Genomic DNA, 23297 nt, shown 5'->3' on the forward strand with positions numbered 1-23297 from the left:
CTCCATCATTCTTATTCGGCTGATTCCACTGCGGCGATCATCCTCACCACATCGACTGTTTCGGCTACATCATGGACGCGCAATATACGCGCACCCTTGTGCGAAGCCAGCGCCGCGAGTGCGAGACCACCGTACAAGCGCTCACCCACCGGGCGATTCAACGCCTGCCCTATCATGCTTTTTCGCGAAACCCCGACCAACAGGGGTCGCCCCAGAGCATGCAAGGCATCCATATGTTTGAATAAGCTTAGATTGTGCTGCAAGGTTTTTGCGAAGCCAAAACCCGGATCGAGAATGATCTTTTCCACCGCAATGCCCACCGAAGCACATTGAGCCATTCGTTCGGCAAGAAACTCGCCTACTTCTTTCGTGACGTCGTGGTAGTGCGGATTGTCCTGCATATCACCGGGCTCACCCAGCATATGCATCAGGCAGACCGGCAGCCCGGTGGCAGCAGCCGCATCCAGCGCACCATCGCGACGCAACGATCGAACATCGTTGATCAATCCGGCGCCCAGCCGTGCGGTTTCGCGCATGACGGCAGGGGTCGAGGTGTCTACCGAGATAATCACATCCAGTTCGCGGTGAATCCGCTCGACGATCGGCGCGACACGCTCCAGCTCTTCCAGTGGCGACACCGCCCTGGCACCCGGCCGCGTCGATTCACCACCGACATCGATCAGCGTCGCGCCAGCCGCCACCATGGCTTCAGCATGACGCATGGCCGCATCGAGCTGGCTGTACTGGCCGCCATCGGAGAAAGAATCGGGGGTTACATTGAGAATGCCCATGACATGCGTACGGGCCAAATCAAGAACCCGGTTGCCGCAAGGCAACCGGGTCGAGGACTGAACAGAAGTCATTTCAAACCTTAAACGTCAGCAGCCGGGCCGCCGATGGGTGTTTCCGGACGCTCACCCTGCACCGCTGGAGGCGTTCCGGATGTTCCGGTACCACCAGACCAGTCACGAGGTTCGCGAGGTGTACGCCCAGCCATGATGTCGTCGATCTGCTCGGCATCAATGGTTTCATACTTCATCAGGGCATCCGCCATGGCATCAAGCTTGTCGCGGTTGTCCGTAAGGATTTGTTTGGCCGTGCCGTAGCACTGATCAATGATGCTGCGCACTTCGGAGTCGATCAGCTTGGCTGTCTCACCGGAGAAGCTGGCACTCTGACCACCGCCGCCACGACCGAGGAACACTTCTCCCTCTTCTTCGGCGTACATCAACGGACCGAGTTTTTCGGACAAGCCCCACTTGGTCACCATGTTCCGCGCAATCTGGCTCGCACGCATGATGTCGTTGGATGCGCCGGTGGTGACACCGTCGAAGCCCAACGTCATCTCTTCAGCGATACGACCACCGTACAGCGAGCAGATCTGGCTGATCAACGCGCGCTTGGACAGGCTGTAGCGATCCTCTTCCGGGAGGAACATGGTCACACCCAGCGCACGACCGCGCGGAATGATCGACACCTTGTACACCGGATCATGCTCAGGCACGACGCGGCCAACAATGGCATGACCTGCTTCGTGGTAAGCGGTGTTCTGTTTTTCTTTCTCGGACATGACCATGGATTTGCGCTCGGCGCCCATCATGATCTTGTCCTTGGCCAGTTCGAACTCTTTCATCTCGACGATGCGCTTGCCAGCGCGGGCAGCGAACAACGACGCTTCGTTGACCAAGTTGGCCAGGTCGGCACCAGAGAAGCCCGGAGTACCACGAGCGATCACTGCCGGAGCGACGTCGTCGCCCATGGGCACTTTGCGCATGTGAACCTTGAGAATCTGTTCACGACCACGAATGTCCGGCAGACCCACCACGACCTGACGGTCAAACCGGCCCGGACGCAGCAGCGCAGGGTCGAGTACGTCAGGACGGTTGGTCGCGGCAATCACAATGATGCCATCGTTCATTTCGAAGCCGTCCATCTCTACCAGCAACTGGTTGAGAGTCTGCTCGCGCTCATCGTGACCGCCGCCCATACCGGCACCACGGTGACGACCGACGGCGTCGATTTCATCGATGAAGATGATGCATGGCGCGTGCTTCTTCGCCTGTTCGAACATATCGCGAACACGGCTGGCACCGACACCCACGAACATTTCAACGAAGTCGGAGCCGGAAATAGTGAAGAACGGCACCTTGGCTTCGCCGGCAATCGCCTTGGCAAGCAAGGTTTTACCAGTACCCGGAGGACCAACCATCAGCACGCCGCGGGGAATTCGACCGCCCAGGCGCTGGAACTTGCCTGGATCACGCAGGAACTCGACCAGTTCGCCAACTTCTTCCTTGGCTTCGTCGCAACCGGCAACGTCAGCCAGAGTGGTTTTAACCTGATCTTCGGAGAGCAGGCGCGCCTTGCTCTTGCCGAAGCTCATCGGACCGCCTTTGCCACCGGCACCACCCTGCATCTGCCGCATGAAGAACATGAACACGGCGATGATCACGAGGATCGGGAAGCTGGCGACCAGGAGCTGGGTCCAGATGCTTTGCTGTTCTGGCTGCTTGCCTTCGACCACGACATGGTTATCCACCAGGTCGCCGATCAGACCGTTGTCCTGGATTGCCGGACGAATGGTCTTGAAGCTGTCGCCATCGGTGCGCTTGCCGGTAATGACGTAGCCATCAACCGCTACGCGCTCGACCTTGCCATCCTTGACCTGCTGGATGAAGTCGGAATAGTTGAGGGTCTGCGGCTCGTTAGGGCTGGAGAAGTTGTTCATCACCGTCACCAGGACTGCCGCGATGATCAACCACAGGATCAGATTCTTTGCCATATCGTTCAATTAACTACCCTCTGAAGCAAGCGCCGCTGGTGGCGCGCGCTCCGCATGATATTCACCGGCCTAACTTACTACATTACCTACAACACTGGCAGGCGCCGTCTGTAACCCTTTGTGAAACACTTTCTACACAATATTCGCTTATGCACGCGAGGCGAAATACGAAAAACCTATCACCCCGCCAAAAAACCTCGTTTTATTCACTGCGACCGCGATAGCCCCAAGCCAGCATGTATTGCTCGCGGGAGCTGCCACGCGAAGAGTCCGGCTTGATCATCTGGATCTTGTCGAATTTCTTACGCGCATCCTTCAGGTAAACATCGAAACCTTCGCCCTGAAAAATCTTGATCACAAAATTGCCACCCGGCTTGAGTATCCGTTCCGCCAAATCAAGCGCCAGCTCGCACAGAAACATGGCTTTCGGCATGTCCACTTCAGGTGTACCACTCATATTGGGGGCCATATCGGAAATCACAAGGTCCACCTGCGAATTACCCACGGCTTCAAGGATTTTTGCCAGCACTTCGTCCTCAGTGAAGTCACCCTGGATGAAAGTCACGTCCGGAATACTGTCCATTTCCAGTATGTCCGAGGCGATCAGGCGCCCCTGACCACCGATCAGTCGGCTAGTGACCTGCGACCAGCCACCGGGCGCCGCCCCCAGGTCGACAACGCTCATGCCAGGACGGATCAGCTTGTATTTCTCCTGGACCTCCAGAAGCTTGTAACTTGCACGCGAGCGGTAGCCATCCTTCTGCGCCTGCTTCACATAGGGATCATTGACATGTCTTTTCAGCCAACCAAGGCTTGTCTTGGAACGCGCCATTGGGCACCTCTTTGATAAGGGTCGTGATTAATTGGGCGGATCCACGAACCCTCGGGTAAAATGGCCGCCATTTTACAGAATCCAGACGAAAGGGTCAGATTATGCCGCTCACTCCAGAGCAGAAGAAACAGTACAAATCCATTGGCCACCACCTGAAACCAGTTCTGATTGTGGCAGACAACGGTTTGACTGAAGGTGTCCTCGCCGAACTTGAACGCGCCTTGGCGGATCACGAGCTGATCAAGATCAAGCTCAACATCCTCGATCGCGAATCGCGCCTGGCGTCCATTGCAGAACTGTGCAAGGTCGGCAAAGCGGATCTCGTCCAGGTCATCGGCAAGATGGCACTGATTTACCGCAAGAACTTCAGCGTCAACAAGCAGCTGTCGAACGTTCATCGCTTCAAGTGATGACAAGGGTCACGGGTGTGCTTCGCGCACCCTGCCACTCCATCCCGGCACCGGCTGCAAGACCAGAACCAGCCCGGAAAAGCCCAACACCAGATAGCTGAACACCTGCCAACGCACCGCATCCGGCCAGCCAATGCGCACCGCGATGTACATCGCGCACGCATAAAACGCGATCAACAGCAGTTGCCCACGAATATCGAGCCATAGACTGACAAGGCCCTCGGCCTGAATCAGCACCAAAGCCTGAAAAATCACACACGCTGCGGCGAAGCCGATCATCAGCGCATTCAACATGCTTGCTATCTCATCAATCAGCAGCGGCGCCAGGCCTATGCGCCCCAGCACCGGCAGCAGACCGATGTGCAACAGCCACAAGCCGCCGACCCACAACATCTGGGTCAACTGCCAAAGCATCGCGCCCGCACGAAGCGGGCGCCTGCCGTTAGATGTGGCGAACTTCGACAATCTCGTACTCGATAACGCCACCCGGCGTTTTTACGGCAACGACATCACCCTCTTCCTTGGCAATCAAGGCGCGAGCCAATGGCGAACCCACCGAAATCTTGCCGAGTTTGAAGTCTGCCTCGTCCTCACCCACGATGTGGTAAGTGACGCGCTCATCCGTCTCGACGTTGGCGATTTCAACGGTAGTGCCGAAAATCACTTTGCCGGTGTGAGGAATGGTCGTGACATCGATGATGACCTGATTCTGAATCCGGCCTTCGATATCACGGATCCGCGCCTCGACCATACCCTGCTGCTCGCGAGCAGCGTGGTATTCGGCGTTTTCTTTCAAGTCACCCAACTCACGAGCCGTACCGATGTCCTGGCTGAGCTTCGGACGAACGACCTTGGTCAGGTGTGCATGTTCTTCTTCCAGGGCGCGAGCGCCCTGAACGGTCATTGGGTACTTCGTTATGCTCATGCCTTCAATCCTGCGTGTAGATCCTGCAAGCGACGCACGGTCTTCTCGGGACCGAACTTCAGCGCTTCACAGATCGCTTCGCCAGCAGCAATGGTGGTGGTGCAGTAGATCTTGTGCTGCAGAGCATTGCGACGAATGGAATAGGAGTCAGCAATCGACTGACGACCTTCGGTGGTGTTGATGATCAGGGTGACTTCGTCATTCTTGATCATGTCGACCACGTGTGGGCGCCCCTCGGTCACCTTGTTCACGCGACGCACTTTCAGGCCTGCGGCTTCAATCAGCTTGGCAGTGCCGGCAGTGGCGACCACTTCGAAACCCAAGTTGATCAGATCACGGGCTACGCCTGCAACCAGCGGCTTGTCATCGTCACGTACGCTGATAAACGCAGTACCGCCAGTCGGCAACACTTCGCTGGCACCCATCTGGGCTTTGGCGAACGCTTCCCCGAAGGTATCGCCCACGCCCATCACTTCACCGGTCGACTTCATCTCCGGGCCGAGGATCGGGTCAACGCCAGGGAACTTGGCAAATGGGAACACCGCCTCTTTCACACTGTAGAAGTTCGGGATGATTTCCTTGGTGAAACCGATTTCCTTCAGGGTTTTACCGGCCATGACGCGCGCTGCGATCATTGCCAGGGAAACACCGATGCACTTGGACACGAACGGCACGGTACGCGAGGCACGCGGGTTGACTTCGATGACGTAGATGTCGTCGCCTTGCAGCGCCAACTGAACGTTCATCAGGCCGACCACGCCCAGCTCCAGGGCCATCTTCTTGACCTGTTCGCGCATCTCGTCCTGGATGTGGGCAGGCAGCGAGTACGGCGGCAGCGAGCACGCGGAGTCACCGGAGTGAACGCCGGCCTGCTCGATGTGCTGCATGATCGCGCCGATCACCACGTCTTTGCCGTCGCAGACCGCATCCACGTCCATTTCAATGGCGCAGTTGAGGAAGTGGTCCAGCAGCACCGGGCTGTCGTTGGACACTTGAACCGCTTCACGCAGGTAGCGCTTGAGCTCTTCTTCTTCGTAGACGATTTCCATCGCGCGGCCGCCCAGTACATAGGACGGGCGCACTACCAGCGGGTAACCGATCTTGCTGGCGGCACGAATCGCTTCGTCTTCGCTGCGCACGGTGGCGTTTGGTGGCTGACGCAGGTTCAGGCGCTGGACCATCTGCTGGAAGCGTTCACGGTCTTCGGCACGGTCGATGGCGTCAGGGCTGGTACCGATGATCGGTACGCCGGCCGCTTCCAGGGCACGCGCCAGTTTCAACGGAGTCTGGCCGCCGTACTGGACGATCACGCCTTTTGGCTTCTCGACGCGAACGATTTCCAGCACGTCTTCCAGGGTCACTGGTTCGAAGTACAGGCGATCGGAAGTGTCGTAATCGGTGGAAACGGTTTCGGGGTTGCAGTTGACCATGATGGTCTCGTACCCGTCGTCGCGCAGAGCCAATGCCGCGTGTACGCAGCAGTAGTCGAACTCGATGCCCTGGCCGATACGGTTAGGACCACCACCCAGGATCATGATCTTGTCGCGGCCCGATGGCGCGGCTTCACACTCCTCCTCGTACGTCGAGTACAGGTAGGCGGTGTCCGTGGCGAACTCGGCGGCGCAGGTATCGACGCGCTTGTAGACCGGGAACACTTCCAGCTTGTGGCGATGAGCACGCAGGCTCTTCTCGGTTACACCCAGCAGCTTGGCCAGGCGCATATCGGAGAAGCCTTTGCGCTTGAGGCGGTACATCAGGTCGCGGTCGATGCTGGTCAGACCCAGGGTCTTGACCTTCACTTCGTCCTTGATCAGATCTTCCATCTGCACCAGGAACCAAGGATCGATCATGGTCATGCCGAAGATGTCTTCAACACTCATGCCGGCGCGCATCGCGTCCGCCACGTACCAGATACGCTCGGCGCCCGGTACCGTCAGCTCGCGCTTGAGGACGCTCATGCTTTCCGGGTTGCTCAAGTCGACCTTCTCGTCCAGACCGCAAACGCCCACTTCCAGACCGCGCAGCGCTTTCTGCAGGGATTCCTGGAAAGTACGGCCGATGGCCATGACTTCACCCACCGACTTCATCTGAGTGGTCAGGCGGGCGTCAGCCTTGGCGAACTTCTCGAAGGCGAAACGCGGCAGCTTGGTCACGACGTAGTCGATGGACGGTTCGAAGGACGCCGGGGTCTTGCCGCCGGTGATGTCGTTCGACAACTCGTCGAGGGTGTAACCCACAGCCAGTTTGGCCGCGACCTTGGCGATCGGGAAACCGGTGGCTTTCGAAGCCAGTGCCGAGGAACGGGATACACGCGGGTTCATCTCGATCACGACCATGCGGCCTGTGTTCGGGCAGATACCGAACTGAACGTTGGAACCGCCGGTTTCCACGCCGATCTCGCGCAGTACCGCCAGGGAGGCGTTACGCAGGATCTGGTATTCCTTGTCAGTCAGGGTTTGTGCCGGAGCCACGGTGATCGAGTCACCGGTGTGCACGCCCATCGGGTCGAAGTTTTCGATGGAGCAGACGATGATGCAGTTGTCCTTCTTATCGCGGACAACCTCCATCTCGTACTCTTTCCAGCCGATCAGCGATTCGTCGATCAGCAGTTCCTTGGTCGGCGATAGGTCCAGACCACGGGCACAGATTTCTTCGAACTCTTCACGGTTGTAAGCGATACCACCACCGGTGCCACCCATGGTGAAGGACGGACGGATGATGCATGGGAAGCCGAGCTTCTCGAGGACCGCGTTGGCCTCTTCCATGCTGTGGGCGATACCGGAACGCGGGCACGCCAGGCCGATGGATTTCATCGCCTTGTCGAAACGCGAACGGTCTTCAGCCTTGTCGATGGTGTCGGCGTTGGCACCGATCATCTCTACGCCGAACTTCTCCAGAACGCCTTCGCGCTCCAGGTCCAGGGCGCAGTTCAGAGCGGTCTGGCCACCCATGGTCGGCAGCAGTGCGTCCGGACGCTCTTTCTCGATGATCTTGGCAACGGTCTGCCATTTGATCGGCTCGATATAGGTGGCGTCGGCCATGGCCGGGTCGGTCATGATGGTGGCCGGGTTGGAGTTCACCAGGATGACGCGGTAACCCTCTTCGCGCAGGGCTTTACAGGCCTGGGCGCCGGAGTAGTCGAATTCGCAGGCCTGGCCGATCACGATCGGGCCAGCGCCGAGAATCAGGATGCTTTTAATGTCTGTACGTTTTGGCATGGGTTTGTCACTCAAATCCGCAGGTCAGTCGGCAAGCCGTCTTGTTCAATCTGTGAAGCCTTGAGGGGGCCGCCGATTTCGGGACCACCCTCAAGCTTTGCTGCATCAGGGCGAGCGATCAGCGTCGCTTGGCCATCTCATTGATGAAGCGATCGAACAATGGCGCTACGTCGTTCGGGCCAGGGCTGGCTTCCGGGTGACCCTGGAAGCTGAAGGCGCTCTTGTCGGTACGCTCGATCCCTTGCAGGGTGCCGTCGAACAGCGATTTGTGGATCGCGCGGACGTTGGCTGGGAGGGTCGCTTCGTCTACCGCAAAACCGTGGTTCTGGCTGGTGATCATCACCACACCGGTATCCAGGTCCTGGACCGGGTGGTTGGCACCGTGGTGGCCGTGACCCATTTTCAGGGTCTTGGCGCCAGAGGCCAGGGCCAGCAGCTGGTGACCGAGGCAGATACCGAAGACCGGGATCTCGGTTTCCAGCACTTCCTTGATGGCCTGGATCGCGTAGTCGCAAGGCTCAGGATCGCCTGGGCCGTTGGACAGGAACACGCCGTCCGGTTTCAGGGCCAGCACGTCGGCAGCAGGGGTCTGAGCAGGCACCACGGTCACGCGGCAGCCGCGCTCGACCAGCATGCGCAGGATGTTCACTTTGACGCCGTAGTCGTAAGCAACCACGTGATACGGCAGCTCGGAAGCTTCGATGGTCGCGTGGCTGTCAGTTTTCAGATCCCAGACAGTGGAGCGCCACTCGTAGGCGTCCTTGGTGCTGACGACTTTCGCCAGGTCCATGCCTTTCAGGCCCGGGAAGCCCTGGGCTGCGGCGATGGCAGCCTCTTCGGAAATGTTGTCACCGGCCATGATGCAGCCGTTCTGCGCGCCTTTTTCACGCAGGATACGCGTCAGGCGGCGGGTGTCGATACCGGCAATGGCCACCACGTTGTTGGCCTTCAGGTAATCGGACAGGGACATCGTGTTACGCCAGTTGCTCGCAACCAGTGGCAGATCACGAATGACCAGGCCAGCCGACCAGACACGGTTGGACTCAGCATCTTCCGGGGTGGTACCGGTGTTGCCGATGTGCGGGTAAGTCAGGGTAACGATCTGTTGGGCGTAGGAAGGATCGGTAAGGATTTCCTGATAGCCGGTCATTGCGGTGTTGAACACCACCTCACCAACGGTTTGACCGTCGGCTCCAATGGCTTCGCCGCGAAAAATGCTGCCATCAGCAAGGGCGAGTATGGCTGGCTTAGTCAAGAAGACCTCCCGTAAATAAAGCCTGAAAGGGCGATCGCAGGTTGTAAAAAAGCGGAGTGACGTATGGACACGTCACCCCGCTTCTTCACTGAATTATTCTGCGCGCTTTTAGTGGACACACTAAAGCTGTAGCTTACAGAAAAAGGCCTTTTTGGTCTACCGCCAATGAGCCTTAAAGGCTGGAGAATGCGACAGGACGTCGCCTGGCGGAACAAAACCGGGCTCAAACGCTGCGCGCGAGCCCGATTTTCGGGTGCATCTTAACGCAAGTCGAGCACGTCTTGCATGTCGTATAGACCAGGCTCACGCCCGTCAAGCCACAATGCAGCACGTACTGCCCCCTTGGCGAAAGTCATGCGACTGGATGCCTTGTGCGTGATCTCGACACGCTCACCGTCAGCGGCGAACAGCACAGTGTGATCACCGACGATATCGCCAGCACGCACCGTGGCGAAACCGATGGTCTCGCGATCACGCGCACCGGTCTGACCTTCACGACCGTAAACCGCGACCTTCTTCAGATCACGACCCAAGGCATCAGCGATCACTTCGCCCATACGCACGGCCGTACCGGACGGCGCGTCGACTTTATGGCGATGGTGGGCCTCGGTGATTTCGATATCGACATCATCGCCCAACACGCGAGCAGCGGTGTCGAGCAGCTTCAGGCAGAGGTTCACCCCCACGCTGAAGTTGGCGGCGAAGACGATCGGGATATCCTTGCCCGCCTCAGCCAACAACTCCTTTTCTTCAACGCTGAAGCCGGTCGTGCCGATGATCATTGCCTTGTTGTGCTTACGGCAGAACGCGAGGTTCTTCAGGGTCACCGTCGGGTGCGTGAAGTCGATCAGGACGTCGAACTCATCGACCACCCGATCCAGATCGCCCGACAGCGGCACGCCGATGCGACCGATTGCAGCCAACTCACCAGCGTCAGCGCCGACCAGCGTACTGTCAGGACGATCCACCGCCGCCGTCAAACCGGCACCCGGCGCTTGCTGAACGGCCTCAATCAGGGTTTTGCCCATGCGCCCGGCGGCGCCCATCACTGCTATACGTCGCATGCCCGTCTCCTTACAAATCGCCGAAGAAGCGCTTCACGCCTTCGAACCAGCCGGTGGTTTTCGGCGAATGGCTGTTGTCGTCCGCCAGGGAACTGCGGAACTCCTCGAGCATTTCGCGCTGACGACGACTCAGGTTGACCGGCGTCTCGACTGCCACACGGCACATCAAGTCACCGGCACCGCCGCCACGCACGGGCGCCACGCCTTTGCCACGAACACGGAACTGCTTGCCGGTTTGAGTCCCTTCAGGGATTTTCAGTTTGACCCGGCCATCAAGGGTCGGAATCTCCAGCTCGCCGCCCAGCGCCGCATCGACGAAGCTGATCGGCACTTCGCAGAACAGGTGCTTGCCATCGCGCTGGAAGATCGAGTGCTCGCGCACATTGATCACCACGTACAGGTCGCCAGTCGGGCCGCCCTGTGCGCCCGCCTCGCCTTCGCCGGACAGGCGAATGCGGTCACCGGTATCGACACCGGCCGGTACTTTCACAGACAGGGTCTTGTACTCTTCGACACGACCTTCGCCGTGGCAGGAATCGCACGGATCGGAAATGATCTTGCCTTGGCCATGGCAGCGCGGGCAGGTCTGCTGCACCGAGAAGAAGCCTTGCTGCATGCGTACCTGGCCAATACCGCCACAGGTAGGGCAAGTCACCGGCGAAGAACCTTTCTTCGCGCCCGAGCCATCGCACGGCTTGCAGTTGACCAGCGTCGGAACGCGGATATTCACGGTCGTGCCGCGCACCGCTTCTTCCAGGTCCAGCTCCAGGGTGTAGCGCAAATCGCTGCCGCGCTGAGCGCCGCCACGGGAACCGCCGCGACCGCCACCGAAGAAGTCACTGAAGACATCGCCAAAAATGTCGGAGAAGTTCTGACCACCAAAACCGGCACCGCCGCCACCCATGCTCGGGTCGACACCGGCATGGCCGTACTGGTCGTACGCTGCACGTTTGCTGGAATCGGACAGCACTTCGTAGGCCTCGTTGGCCTCTTTGAACATTTCTTCCGACGCTTTGTCATCGGGATTACGGTCCGGGTGGTGCTTCATCGCCAAGCGACGGTAAGCCTTTTTCAGGTCCGCCTCGCTTGAGCCTCGTTCAACACCCAATACTTCGTAATAGTCACGCTTTGCCATAAGTCATTTGCACCCTTGAGGACGTTCGGCAAACCTCTCCTGAACCCTGCCGAACTCGTTGAGCCCCAATACAGGCCCGGACCCAACTCACGTCAATTCAACGATCCTGGTCTTTGTTTCGATGTGGCACTTGAGGCTCGGAAAGCAGGAGCATTCCCGGCCATGCCAGCAGCACGCGAACGCGGTCGCATACTGTAAAAATTCGCGTGTTCCAGACACGCCAACGCGGGAGCAAGCTCCCGCGCGGCGACATCCTACCAGTCACCGCCTGAAGGCAGTCAACCGGGCGACCAACAACTTACTTGTGGTCTTTTACTTCTTCGAACTCGGCGTCTACGACATCGTCAGCCTTCTCGGCCGACTCACCTTGCGGTGCAGCGCCTTCAGCTGGCTGAGCCTGTTCGGCGTACATTTTCTGAGCCACTGGCGCGGAGACCTTCGACAGCTCTTCAACCTTGGCTTCGATAGCAGCCTTGTCGTCGCCTTTAACAGCGGCTTCAAGGGCAACTACAGCGGCTTCGATTGCAGTCTTCTCTTCAGCGCTCACTTTGTCGCCAGCATCAGCGACCATTTTGCGCGTCGAGTGAACCAGTGCATCACCCTGGTTACGGGCAGCGGCCAGTTCTTCGAACTTGCGGTCTTCCTCGGCGTTAGCCTCGGCATCACGCACCATGCGCTCGATCTCTTCGTCGGACAGACCAGAGTTGGCCTTGATCACGATCGACTGAGTCTTGCCAGTGGCCTTGTCCTTGGCGCCTACGTGCAGAATGCCGTTGGCGTCGATGTCGAAGGTCACTTCGATTTGTGGCACGCCACGTGGTGCTGGTGGAATCTCGGCCAGGTCGAACTTGCCCAGGGACTTGTTCTGCGCCGCTTGCTTACGCTCACCTTGCAACACGTGGATGGTTACAGCGCCCTGGTTGTCGTCGGCAGTCGAGAACACTTGCGATTTCTTGGTAGGAATCGTGGTGTTTTTCTCGATCAGCGCGGTCATCACGCCACCCATGGTTTCGATACCCAGGGTCAGCGGGCTGACGTCGAGCAGCAGAACGTCTTTAACGTCACCGGCCAGAACAGCGCCCTGAATCGCAGCACCCATGGCAACCGCTTCGTCCGGGTTAACGTCTTTACGAGCTTCTTTACCGAAGAACTCGGTGACCAGCTTCTGAACCAGTGGCATACGGGTCTGACCGCCGACCAGGATCACGTCGTTGATCGCGCCAACGTCGATACCGGAGTCTTTCAGCGCAATGCGGCAAGGCTCGATGGTGCGCTGAACCAGGTCTTCAACCAGTGCTTCCAGCTTGGCACGGGAGATCTTCACGTTCAGGTGCTTAGGACCGGTGGCGTCTGCTGTGATGTACGGCAGGTTCACGTCGGTCGACTGAGCGGAAGACAGTTCGATCTTGGCTTTTTCAGCGGCTTCTTTCAGGCGCTGCATGGCCAGCGGGTCACCCTTGAGGTTCATGCCGCTTTCTTTCTTGAATTCGTCGACGAGGTAGTCGATCAGACGAATGTCAAAGTCTTCACCGCCCAGGAAGGTGTCGCCGTTGGTAGCCAACACTTCAAACTGGTGCTCGCCATCGACTTCTGCGATTTCGATCACGGAAACGTCGAAAGTACCGCCACCCAGGTCATAAACGATCACGGTGTGATCGCCCTTGGCTTTGTCCATACCATAAGCCAGAGCGGCTGCGGTTGGTTCGTTGATGATACGTTTTACGTCCAGGCCCGCGATGCGACCGGCGTCCTTGGTGGCTTGACGCTGGCTGTCGTTGAAGTAGGCCGGAACGGTGATCACCGCCTCGGTCACTGGCTCGCCGAGATAGTCTTCGGCGGTTTTCTTCATTTTCTTCAGAATTTCAGCCGAGATTTGTGGCGGCGCCATTTTCTGGCCGTTCACTTCAACCCACGCATCGCCGTTGTCAGCCTTGGCGATTTTGTAAGGGACCATCTTGATGTCTTTCTGCACGACTTCTTCGTCGAACTTGCGACCGATCAGACGCTTCACCGCGTACAGGGTGTTATGCGGATTGGTCACCGCCTGACGCTTGGCGGACTGGCCGACCAGAATTTCGCCATCGTTGGCGTAAGCGATGATCGACGGCGTGGTACGCGCGCCTTCGGCGTTTTCAATAACTTTGGCTACGCCGTTTTCAAGTACGGAGACGCAGGAGTTGGTAGTCCCCAGGTCGATACCGATAATTTTGCCCATGTTCACTCTCCCGAAACTTTGGATTTGGATGCCGCAGCAGTGGTGGCTAACTGCGGTAGCACTTAAACGCTTGACTTCTAAATGGGGGCCTTGCGGCTAATTTCAAGCCTGCTCGTCAATCGAAGGCGAAACCGGTGCCGGAGCCTTGCTGACCACGACCATTGCCGGGCGCAGCAGACGACCATTGAGCTGATAGCCCTTCTGGAACACCTTGAGCACGCTGTTCGGCTCGAGATCGGCGCTTTCCTGCATGGCCATCGCCTGATGAAGAACGGCATTGAACGGTTCGCCATGCGGATCGATCGCTTCCAACTGATAACGCTTCAGGGTGTCCTGGAACATTTTCAGGGTCAGTTCGATGCCTTCGCGCATCGGACGGATGCTTTCGTCATCCGGGCTCGACAACTCAAGGCCACGCTCGAGACTGTCGATGATCGGCAGCAGGTCGCCGGCGAATTTTTCCAGCGCGAATTTGTGAGCCTTTTCGACATCCTGCTCGGCGCGACGGCGGACGTTCTGCAGATCGGCGGCTACACGCAAAGCTTGATCCTGCGCGCCTGCCAGCTGCTCTTCGAGCACTTGTACACGGGCCGCCAGGTCATCACCCGAAGCTTGAGGAGCCTGATCGGCGTCTTGATTTTGCGTATCCACTGTCTGTTCGTCAGCCATAGAATTCTCCTTTCAATATCGTCCGCGAGCTCAACTCGCGCTTCTGCCCAGCTATATGGGGCCGCAAAATCCGGCTTCAAGGGGGGCGATGTGATTAACCCTACAAAAAGCTCTGCATTGGTATTACTTGCTGCGCTAACGATTTCGTCGGATCAAACGAAACGAGCTAAGCGAGGGCATTGTCAGCCAGAAACAAAACACTGTATAAATAACCAGACCTAAAGCCTGGGAGCGGCCTTTATGCTGGTGCACCTGTCCGTACATAACTACGCCATCGTTGAACATCTCGATCTCGAACTCGATCGCGGAATGAGCGTGATCACGGGTGAAACCGGCGCCGGCAAGTCGATCATGCTCGACGCCCTGGGCCTGACGCTGGGCGATCGCGCCGACAGCGGCGTGGTTCGCCCCGGCGCAGACAAGGCCGACATCCTGGCAACCTTCGACCTGGCGGACATTCCGGAAGCCAGCACCTGGCTGGCCGAACGCGACCTCGAAAACGACGGCCCGTGCATCCTGCGCCGGGTAATCACCGCCGAAGGACGTTCACGCGGCTATATCAACGGCACGCCCTGCCCGCTCGGCGACCTCAAGTCGCTGGGCGAGTTGCTGATCGATATCCACAGCCAGCACGAGCACCAATCCCTGCTCAAGACGGATACCCACCGCCGCCTGCTCGACGAATACGCCGGCGCAACCGATCTCGCCCGCCAGGTACAGCTCGCCGCCCAGCGCTGGCGCCAGACTCGCCAGGAGCTCGAACGCCTCTCCAATTCCGGCGATGAGCAACGCGCCCGCCATCAACTGCTCAGCTATCAGCTGGAAGAACTGGAAAATCTCGGCCTGGGCGACAACGAACTGGAACAGCTGGAACAGGAACACAAGAACCTGACCAATGCCGAAACCTTGCTGGGGATTTGCCGGCAAGTGGTCGAGCAATGCAGCGAAAGCGACTCCGGCAACGTTTTGAATGCTCTTACCGCCAGCCTCAATCGTCTGTCGAGCGCGAACAGTTCCATCGGCGCACTCGGTGAAGCCAGCAGCCTGCTGACCAGTGCCCAGATCCAGGTGGAGGAAGCCGTCGGGGAGCTAAACCGATTCCTGGATAATTTCGATGCCGACCCTGCGCGCCTCCAATATCTGGAAGAGCGTCTCGACGCGATTTACACCATGGCGCGCAAACATCGCATCCAGCCGACCGAAGTCGCGGAGATGCAGCAACGCCTGCTGGATGAAATCGAAACCCTGAATGCCAACGACGAATCCATCGAGCGACTGAGCGAAGAGCTGGCGTCCTATGCCCGTCATTATCAGGAGAAGGCCCGGGAGCTGAGTGACTTGCGCCACCAGGCGTCAAGCAGCCTGGCCAGCGCCGTGGAGCAGGAAATCCAGCGCCTTGGCATGCCCGGCGGCCGCTTCACCATTGAGCTTCGCCCCAATAGCAGCGATGAACTGTTGCCGAACGGCCTCGAACAGGTCGAACTGCTGGTCAGCGCAAACCCGGGCCAGCCATTAAAAGCCCTGGCGAAAGTGGCATCCGGCGGCGAACTGTCGCGGATCAGCCTGGCGATTCAGGTCATTACCGCACAGACCTCTCGCGTGCCGACCTTGGTGTTTGACGAAGTGGACGTGGGCATTGGTGGCCCGACGGCCGAAATTGTCGGCCAGTTGCTGCGTCGACTCGGCGAGCGCGGACAGGTGCTGACCGTGACCCACTTGCCGCAAGTAGCGGCACAGGGGCACCAACATCTTTTTGTCCACAAGGTACGAGGCGAAGACGCTACTCGCACGGCCGTCTCCAAATTGAGCAAGAACGATCGCGTGGAAGAGGTCGCCCGGATGCTCGGCGGCATCGATCTCACCAAGGAGTCCCTGGCTCACGCGAAAAAAATGGTGGTGGCGGCAAAAGTTTAAGGTACGCAGAAAGCACGAAGGCGACCCTAAGGTCGCCTTCGTTCGTTTCGCGAACCAGGTTCGCGCGACATGCTTACTTTTTCTTGCGTACGTACAGCACCAGATTGTGATCAACCATCTCGAAACCGTACTTGTCGACGATCGCTTTCTGCAGGCGCTCGATTTCTTCGTCGAAGAATTCGATCACTTCGCTGGTTTCGACGTTGACCATATGGTCGTGATGCTTGCCGTCGTCCAGCTCGAAGACCGCATGGCCTCCGTCAAAGTTGTGCCGCACCACAAGGCCAGCTGCCTCGAACTGAGTCAGTACACGGTAAACCGTGGCCAGACCGACGTCCTCACCAGCCTCCATCAGTGCCTTATAGACATCTTCAGCACTCATGTGGCGTTGCTCGGCGGAGTCGAGCATTTGCAGAATTTTGACCCGTGGCAGGGTCACTTTGAGGCCGGCTTTGCGTAGTTCGCTATTTTCAACCATGGTCAGCTTTCTCGCGATGCTGCTTCGCAGCTTCTCTTAATGCGGGTATGATCGGCGTTTACGTTGTCCCAGCCAAGATAGTGGAAGTCGCCCACCGATGCAAAACACCAAGCTCTTGCTAACCAGTTTCACCTTTGTGGGACTGCTCGCACTCGCCGGTTGTTCATTCCCCGGGGTTTACAAAATCGACATCCAGCAGGGCAATGTCGTCACGCAGGACATGATAGACCAGTTACGCCCGGGAATGACCCGAAAGCAAGTACGGTTTATCATGGGTAACCCTCTGCTGACCGACACGTTCCATGCCGATCGCTGGGATTACCTGTACAGCCTGCAACCAGGGGGCGGTGAACGCCAACAGGAACGCATTAGCGTTATCTTCAACCCAAATGACCAGCTTGTCAGTCTCTCCGGCGATTTCATGCCGGGCGTGAGCCGCGACGAGGCGATTCTCGGCAAGGACAGTGGCACTACTGTCACCGCACCGGCAGAAAACGTCGAGAAGCCGAAACCGGAAAAACCGGTCAAGCCAGGTTCGTTGCTGGATCAGATTCAAAAGGACGTCGACGGCGTAGAAACCGTTCCTGTTCCGACTCCAGAACCACTGGACACCTCGCCGCAATAATTTGCGACGCAATAAAAAACCCGGCATGCCCGGGTTTTTTATTACCTGCTGTTTTGCAATTCATTGATTCCGGGCTTTGGCCTCGGCCGCCTTGGCAGCCCGAAGTCGCCGGACTTCCTTGGGATCTGCCAGCAGCGGCCGGTAAATCTCGATGCGATCTCCCGACTGGACCGCTCGGGTGTCGGAATCGCCAATCACCTTGCCGAAGATACCCACCGGGCATTCAGCCAAGTCCAGCTCGGCAAACACATCACCGATCCCGGACTTCAACAATGCAGCACGAACCGTGGTCCCCGCCGGCACTGCGACCGACATGAGCACCTGACGATCTTCAGCGGCATACACCACCTCGACCTCGATCATCACCTCAACCATGCATTTGCTTGGCACGCTGGCAGAACGCATCCACCAGCGTATTGGCGGCCTGATTGAACAAAGGCCCCAAGGTGGCACGAATAATCGGCCCCGCGTAGTCAAACGACAGGTCCAGGCTGATCTTGCAGGCCTTCTCACCCAACGGTTTGAAGACCCAGACGCCGTGCAGCTGAGTGAACGGCCCTTCTTCCAGGTTCATCTCGATCGATTGACCAGGCACCAGGGTATTGCGCGTCACGAAATGCTGGCTGAGCCCGCCCTTGGCCACACCAACGCTGGCGCGCATGTGCTCGGGAGAACTCTCCAGGACTTCAGCCGCTGAGCACCACGGCAGGAATTCCGGATACCGCGCAACGTCGTTGACCAGGTCATAAAGCGCTTGCGCCGGATACGGCAGCAGGGCTGATCGTGAAATGTGTGTCGTCATGTCAGCGTTACTTCCAGAGCTGGGCGGCAAACACTACGAGAATGCCGATGGGCGCCACATAGCGCATCAAAAACAGGGACAGAGCGAACAATGCCGGGTTGCGGATGGACAATTCCTCACGCACCGCGTCACGGCCCATCACCCAGCCTGCAAACACCACGAAACACAGCCCACCGAGTGGCAGCATGATCCGCGAGGTGAAAAAATCGATCACGCCGAAGAAGTCGAGACCGCCTGCCGCTCCCCATTGGTAGAGGTGGAACAACCCGCCTTCGTTCACGAAAAACTTGGCTTCCTTCCAGATATTGAAGGAAAACACTGTGCCCAGACCGACAAACCAGCAGATGAAAGCCAGCCAGAACGTGACCCAGGCCCGACTGACTTTCGAGCGCTCGACCAAGTAAGCCACCATGGGTTCGAGCAGCGAAATGGCCGAACTCCACGCCGCAATCGCAACCAACACGAAGAACACTACGCCCATCAACTGGCCAAACGCTACGTTGCCAAAGGCAAAAGGCAGGCTGACAAACATCAGGCCAGGGCCCTCGCTCGGGTTCAACCCCCCGGCAAACACAATCGGAAAGAGTGCCAGACCGGCGACCAGTGAAACGAAGGTATCGAGCAGTGCAACGCCGACAACAGTGCCGGATATCGACGAATCCTTCGGCATGTAGGCGCCGTAGATCATGATCGAACCAACGCCGACACTCAGGGAAAAGAAGGCATGCCCCATCGCTGGCAGCAAGCCGTCCATGACCTTTTCCGGGTGGAAGTCGAACATGAAATGCACGCCTTCCATGAAATGCCCGGTGGTCATGCTGTAGCCCAGCAGCACAAGGATCATCACAAACAATAGCGGCATCATGATCCGCAAGCTGCGCTCAAGCCCGGCTACCACACCCTTGGCAATCACCACGGCCGACAGCAGCATGAACACTGTGTGCCAAAGTGTCAGCCGCCATGGATCGGCGATCACTGCACCAAAGTAAGCGCCCACCTGATCGGGGGTCGCACCCTGGAAGTCGCCACGGCCCATGTCGATGATGTAATCCAGCGACCAGCCGCCAACCACACTATAGAAAGACAGGATCAGCAACGCCGTGATCATCCCGGCGAATGCGCCCCACGACCACTTGGCCGAATGCCCCGCCTCCAGCGCCAGCACCTTCAAGGCATTGGCCGGGCTCTGCCGGGCGCGCCGGCCGATCAGGGTTTCCGCGAGCATGACCGGCACACCGATCAGCGCGATACAGGCCAGGAACATCAGCACAAACGCGCCGCCGCCATAGACGCCAACCATGTAGGGGAATTTCCAGATACTACCCAAGCCCACGGCCGAACCGGTCGCGGCGAGTATGAAGACCCAGCGGCTAGCCCAACTGCCGTGGACAGAAACCTTGTCTGTCGACATCGTTATCACGCCCAAGCGTTCGAAAAAGAGCGCGCATTGTCCGGGATTCAATCAACCTGCTCAAGCACGTAGCAACACCGTAGCCGACTCGCTCGCAACTCCCTATAATGCCGCCCCTATGGCTAAACAGAAGAAACACCCAACAGGGACCATCGCGCAAAATAAAAAGGCGCGACACGATTACTTCATCGAGCATAAGTTCGAGGCTGGTCTGGTCCTGGCCGGCTGGGAAGTAAAAAGTCTGCGGGCAAGCAAGCTGCAGCTGGTTGACAGTTATGTGCTGCTCAAGGATGGCGAAGCCTGGCTGCTCGGCAGCCACATTACGCCCCTGATGACGGCCAGCACTCACGTCATCGCCGATCCGGTGCGCACCCGTAAATTGCTGCTCAACCGACGCGAGCTCGAGAAGCTCGCTGCCGCCGTGCAGCAAAAGGGTTACGCCTGCGTGTGCCTGTCCTGGTATTGGAGCAAGCACATGGTCAAGTGCGAGATCGCGCTGGGCAAGGGCAAGAAGGAATACGACAAGCGCGATACCGAGCGCGAGCGTGACGCCGGTCGCGAGTTGCAGCGCGCGGTGCGCAACAAGGGCAAGGAAGAGTAATTCTCTGCCAGACCGCGACATTGTGGCGAGGGAGCTTGCTCCCGCTGAGGGGCGAAGCGCCCCTCGCTTGACGGCGTCTATCACTGCCTCTGCTGACGACTGCTGCGCGGCCGATCGGGAGCAAGCGCCCTCGCCACACAGAATCGCCGTCGCTACATCCCCTTGCGCCGCTCCGCCCTGGCAACGCGCTGCACTTCCTGACGCACCTCTTCCAGCACCTCCTGCACATACAGAATGTGCCTGCTGGAGACTTCACGCGCCTGTTCCGCCCTCCCCTCGATAATCGCCTGATACAACTCCCGGTGCTGCGTGATCAGCATGTCTCGGGTTTCGGTGCGCTGCTTGTACATGCCACCGATGTTGGTCACCACGTTGCGCTTGAGCAAATCGAACAGCCCCCGAATGGTGTGCAGCAACACCGCGTTATGACTGGCCTCGGCAATCGCCAGATGGAATTTCGCATCGGCCGCGCCCTCTTCCGCGCGACTCACTTCATCGTGACGCGAATAACAGTCCTGCAACTCATTGAACGCCGCAGTCAGCCGCTCGCGGTCGACGTCCGTGGCGCGCAACGCCGCGTAATAGGCACAGGACGCTTCCAGGGTGTGGCGGAACTCCAGCAGATCGCGCTGAGCCTCGGGATTACTCTCCAGCAATTGCAACAGCGGATCACTGAACGTCGTGCCCAACGACTCCACCACGTAATTGCCGCCGCCCTGGCGGCTGACCAGCAAACCCTTGGCGGTCAGCTTTTGAATGGCCTCACGCAGCGAAGGGCGCGAGACGCCGAACTGCTCGGCCAGCGCACGCTCTGCCGGCAAGCGCTCCCCGGCCTTCAACGTGCCCTCGAGGATCATGCCCTCAAGCCGCTCGACAATATCGTCAGACAAACGGCGCTGACGAATCTGATCAAACCCCATAACTCATCTTCTCCACGATCCGACGGCGCGCCGGCGCTCTATTCTGGCCCATTGCCGCCGCTTCGGCACCTGCCTTACAGCACTTGATCAATCACAAGGCCGATTCTTGGGGGTCACGTATTCGACAAAAGTTTTAGGGCGGCAAATTGACACGCCACCTTCAAGGCTTTTACCCTAGCCAACAGCGATTGTAAATTGGTATTACCAATTAACCAAGAACGCTGATCAGTGCCTGACCAACAACAATTAGGGGCCACCCCATATGCAAACCTGGCAACAGCTCTACAGCCCGCTCGGAAGCCTCGGTTTATCCGCGCTCGCGGCCGTTATTCCGATCGTGTTTTTCTTTCTGGCTCTGGCCGTGTTCCGTCTCAAGGGGCACGTCGCCGGTAGCATCACGCTGGCCTTGTCGATCCTGGTGGCAATTTTTGCCTTCCAGATGCCGGTCGACATGGCTTTCGCCGCTGCGGGCTACGGTTTCGCCTACGGCCTGTGGCCGATTGCGTGGATCATCGTGGCGGCTGTTTTCCTTTACAAACTGACGGTCAAGAGTGGCCAGTTCGAAGTGATCCGCAGCTCGGTGCTGTCGATTACCGATGACCAACGCCTGCAAGTGCTGCTGATCGGCTTCTGCTTCGGTGCCTTCCTCGAAGGTGCGGCCGGTTTCGGCGCGCCGGTGGCGATTACCGCCGCCCTCCTGGTTGGCCTCGGGTTCAACCCGCTGTACGCCGCAGGCCTGTGCCTGATCGCGAACACCGCGCCAGTAGCCTTCGGCGCCTTGGGGATTCCGATCATCGTCGCCGGGCAAGTGACCGGCATCGATGCATTCAAGATCGGCGCCATGACCGGTCGCCAACTGCCGCTGCTGTCGCTGTTCGTGCCGTTCTGGCTGGTGTTCATGATGGATGGCCTGCGCGGCGTCCGCGAAACCTGGCCTGCTGCACTGGTTGCCGGGTTGAGCTTCGCCGTGACCCAGTATTTCACCTCGAACTTCATCGGCCCGGAACTGCCGGACATCACTTCGGCCCTGGCCAGCCTGATCTCTCTGACCCTGTTCCTGAAAGTCTGGCAGCCAAAACGCGCCGCCGGCCAGCATATCGCCGGTGCCGTCTCGGCATCCGTGGTCACCGCCAATGTCGGTGGTTTCGGTCAGAAACGCAGCACCGTGGCATCGCCTTACAGCCTCGGAGAAATCTTCAAGGCCTGGTCGCCGTTCCTGATCCTGACCGTGCTGGTCACCATCTGGACCCTGAAACCGTTCAAGGCGATGTTCGCCGCCGGCGGTTCGATGTACAACTTCGTGTTCAACTTCGCCATTCCGCATCTTGATCAGATGGTGATCAAGGTTGCGCCAATCGTGGCGAACCCGACGGCCATTCCAGCCGTGTTCAAGCTTGACCCGATTTCCGCGACCGGCACGGCGATTTTCTTCTCCGCGCTGATCTCGATGCAGGTTCTGAAGATCAATCTCAAAACTGGTCTGACCACTTTGAAAGAGACCTTCTACGAACTGCGCTGGCCGATCCTGTCCATCGGCATGGTGCTGGCTTTCGCGTTCGTCACCAACTTCTCGGGCATGTCGTCGACCATGGCCCTGGTGCTGGCCGGCACCGGAGCAGCCTTCCCGTTCTTCTCGCCGTTCCTCGGTTGGCTGGGCGTGTTCCTGACCGGCTCCGATACTTCGTCCAACGCACTGTTCGGTTCGTTGCAAGCGACCACCGCACACCAGATCGGCGTCAACGACACCTTGCTGGTGGCGGCGAACACCAGCGGTGGCGTGACCGGCAAGATGATCTCGCCGCAATCGATCGCCGTGGCCTGCGCCGCAACCGGGCTGGTGGGCAAGGAGTCGGACCTGTTCCGCTTCACGCTCAAGCACAGTCTGTTCTTCGCAACGATTGTCGGCTTGATCACATTGGCTCAGGCCTATTGGTTCACCGGCATGCTGGTGCACTAAGCGCCACAACCGATACCGAAAAAACCGACGCCGGACCACGATTCCGGCGTCAGCTATTCACCACCCGGTCTGTAAGGCTGCTGA

At 58.6% G+C, this 23297-nt stretch carries 21 protein-coding genes; 5 read left to right on the plus strand and 16 right to left on the minus strand.

Annotated elements, in window-relative coordinates; genetic code table 11:
* Positions 1-11: 11 nt before the first annotated feature.
* The 3 genes from folP to rlmE form a co-directional block, all read right to left on the minus strand.
* A complete protein-coding gene (gene folP / locus BVK86_RS17940; RefSeq protein WP_075947680.1) occupies positions 12-863 on the minus strand; it encodes a dihydropteroate synthase in 852 nt (283 codons plus the stop codon).
* A gap of 8 nt (positions 864-871) precedes the next feature.
* A complete protein-coding gene (ftsH, locus tag BVK86_RS17945; protein WP_075947681.1) occupies positions 872-2782 on the minus strand; it encodes an ATP-dependent zinc metalloprotease FtsH in 1911 nt (636 codons plus the stop codon).
* A gap of 202 nt (positions 2783-2984) precedes the next feature.
* Positions 2985-3614, minus strand: a complete 630-nt coding sequence (gene rlmE / locus BVK86_RS17950; RefSeq protein ID WP_075947682.1) for a 23S rRNA (uridine(2552)-2'-O)-methyltransferase RlmE — start codon at positions 3612-3614, stop codon at positions 2985-2987.
* Positions 3615-3715: 101 nt separating this feature from the next.
* Between rlmE and BVK86_RS17955 the strand changes: the two genes are divergently transcribed.
* Complete coding sequence (locus tag BVK86_RS17955) at positions 3716-4024, plus strand: YhbY family RNA-binding protein (RefSeq protein WP_075947683.1); 309 nt, start codon at positions 3716-3718, stop codon at positions 4022-4024.
* Between the two features lie 9 nt (positions 4025-4033).
* Here the strand turns inward: BVK86_RS17955 and BVK86_RS17960 are convergent, their stop codons facing one another.
* The 8 genes from BVK86_RS17960 to grpE all read right to left on the minus strand — a co-directional run bounded on the left by BVK86_RS17960 (position 4034) and on the right by grpE (position 14505).
* Positions 4034-4438, minus strand: coding sequence for an MFS transporter (locus BVK86_RS17960; protein WP_075947684.1), 405 nt, complete (start codon positions 4436-4438; stop codon positions 4034-4036).
* 28 nt (positions 4439-4466) lie between these two features.
* Positions 4467-4943 (minus strand): transcription elongation factor GreA, encoded by a 477-nt coding sequence (gene greA, locus BVK86_RS17965; RefSeq protein ID WP_075947728.1) that lies wholly within the window; start codon positions 4941-4943, stop codon positions 4467-4469.
* A 2-nt stretch (positions 4944-4945) separates the two neighbouring features.
* Positions 4946-8167, minus strand: coding sequence for a carbamoyl-phosphate synthase large subunit (carB, locus tag BVK86_RS17970; protein WP_075947685.1), 3222 nt, complete (start codon positions 8165-8167; stop codon positions 4946-4948).
* Positions 8168-8285: 118 nt separating this feature from the next.
* Positions 8286-9422, minus strand: a complete 1137-nt coding sequence (gene carA / locus BVK86_RS17975; protein ID WP_075947686.1) for a glutamine-hydrolyzing carbamoyl-phosphate synthase small subunit — start codon at positions 9420-9422, stop codon at positions 8286-8288.
* A gap of 260 nt (positions 9423-9682) precedes the next feature.
* A complete protein-coding gene (gene dapB, locus BVK86_RS17980; RefSeq protein WP_075947687.1) occupies positions 9683-10486 on the minus strand; it encodes a 4-hydroxy-tetrahydrodipicolinate reductase in 804 nt (267 codons plus the stop codon).
* A gap of 10 nt (positions 10487-10496) precedes the next feature.
* A complete protein-coding gene (dnaJ, locus tag BVK86_RS17985; protein ID WP_007973132.1) occupies positions 10497-11621 on the minus strand; it encodes a molecular chaperone DnaJ in 1125 nt (374 codons plus the stop codon).
* A 298-nt stretch (positions 11622-11919) separates the two neighbouring features.
* Positions 11920-13836 carry a molecular chaperone DnaK gene (dnaK, locus tag BVK86_RS17990; RefSeq protein ID WP_056854958.1) on the minus strand — a complete coding sequence of 639 codons (1917 nt, stop codon included), beginning with the start codon at positions 13834-13836 and terminating at the stop codon, positions 11920-11922.
* 102 nt (positions 13837-13938) lie between these two features.
* Positions 13939-14505, minus strand: coding sequence for a nucleotide exchange factor GrpE (gene grpE / locus BVK86_RS17995; RefSeq protein WP_075947688.1), 567 nt, complete (start codon positions 14503-14505; stop codon positions 13939-13941).
* Positions 14506-14745: 240 nt separating this feature from the next.
* On the opposite strand from grpE, the gene recN reads away from it, so the two are divergent.
* Positions 14746-16419 (plus strand): DNA repair protein RecN, encoded by a 1674-nt coding sequence (gene recN, locus BVK86_RS18000; RefSeq protein WP_075947689.1) that lies wholly within the window; start codon positions 14746-14748, stop codon positions 16417-16419.
* Positions 16420-16492: 73 nt separating this feature from the next.
* Here the strand turns inward: recN and fur are convergent, their stop codons facing one another.
* Entirely contained in the window at positions 16493-16897 is a 405-nt protein-coding gene (fur, locus tag BVK86_RS18005; RefSeq protein ID WP_003197684.1) for a ferric iron uptake transcriptional regulator, read from the minus strand.
* 97 nt (positions 16898-16994) lie between these two features.
* Between fur and BVK86_RS18010 the strand changes: the two genes are divergently transcribed.
* Positions 16995-17522 carry an outer membrane protein assembly factor BamE gene (locus BVK86_RS18010; protein WP_034148348.1) on the plus strand — a complete coding sequence of 176 codons (528 nt, stop codon included), beginning with the start codon at positions 16995-16997 and terminating at the stop codon, positions 17520-17522.
* Positions 17523-17582: 60 nt separating this feature from the next.
* On the opposite strand, the gene BVK86_RS18015 is transcribed toward BVK86_RS18010, so the two are convergent.
* Genes BVK86_RS18015 through BVK86_RS18025 form a run of 3 tightly spaced genes read right to left on the minus strand, consistent with a single transcriptional unit; the run spans position 17583 to position 19735 of the window.
* The gene (locus BVK86_RS18015; RefSeq protein WP_075947690.1) at positions 17583-17897 is read right to left on the minus strand and encodes an RnfH family protein; all 315 of its coding nucleotides are present in this window, start codon (positions 17895-17897) and stop codon (positions 17583-17585) included.
* Entirely contained in the window at positions 17890-18324 is a 435-nt protein-coding gene (locus BVK86_RS18020) for a type II toxin-antitoxin system RatA family toxin (RefSeq protein WP_075947691.1), read from the minus strand. The genes BVK86_RS18015 and BVK86_RS18020 overlap by 8 nt, the downstream gene beginning before the upstream one ends.
* 7 nt (positions 18325-18331) lie before the next feature.
* Positions 18332-19735, minus strand: a complete 1404-nt coding sequence (locus BVK86_RS18025; protein WP_075947692.1) for a sodium-dependent transporter — start codon at positions 19733-19735, stop codon at positions 18332-18334.
* Between the two features lie 118 nt (positions 19736-19853).
* On the opposite strand from BVK86_RS18025, the gene smpB reads away from it, so the two are divergent.
* The gene (gene smpB, locus BVK86_RS18030) at positions 19854-20336 is read left to right on the plus strand and encodes an SsrA-binding protein SmpB (RefSeq protein WP_075947693.1); all 483 of its coding nucleotides are present in this window, start codon (positions 19854-19856) and stop codon (positions 20334-20336) included.
* A 152-nt stretch (positions 20337-20488) separates the two neighbouring features.
* On the opposite strand, the gene BVK86_RS18035 is transcribed toward smpB, so the two are convergent.
* A complete protein-coding gene (locus BVK86_RS18035; protein WP_075947694.1) occupies positions 20489-21256 on the minus strand; it encodes an FCD domain-containing protein in 768 nt (255 codons plus the stop codon).
* A 262-nt stretch (positions 21257-21518) separates the two neighbouring features.
* On the opposite strand from BVK86_RS18035, the gene BVK86_RS18040 reads away from it, so the two are divergent.
* Positions 21519-23213, plus strand: coding sequence for a lactate permease LctP family transporter (locus tag BVK86_RS18040; protein ID WP_075947695.1), 1695 nt, complete (start codon positions 21519-21521; stop codon positions 23211-23213).
* The last annotated feature ends 84 nt before the right edge of the window (positions 23214-23297 follow it).

The sequence above is a fragment of the Pseudomonas reinekei genome (assembly GCF_001945365.1).
Classification (GTDB): domain Bacteria; phylum Pseudomonadota; class Gammaproteobacteria; order Pseudomonadales; family Pseudomonadaceae; genus Aquipseudomonas; species Aquipseudomonas reinekei.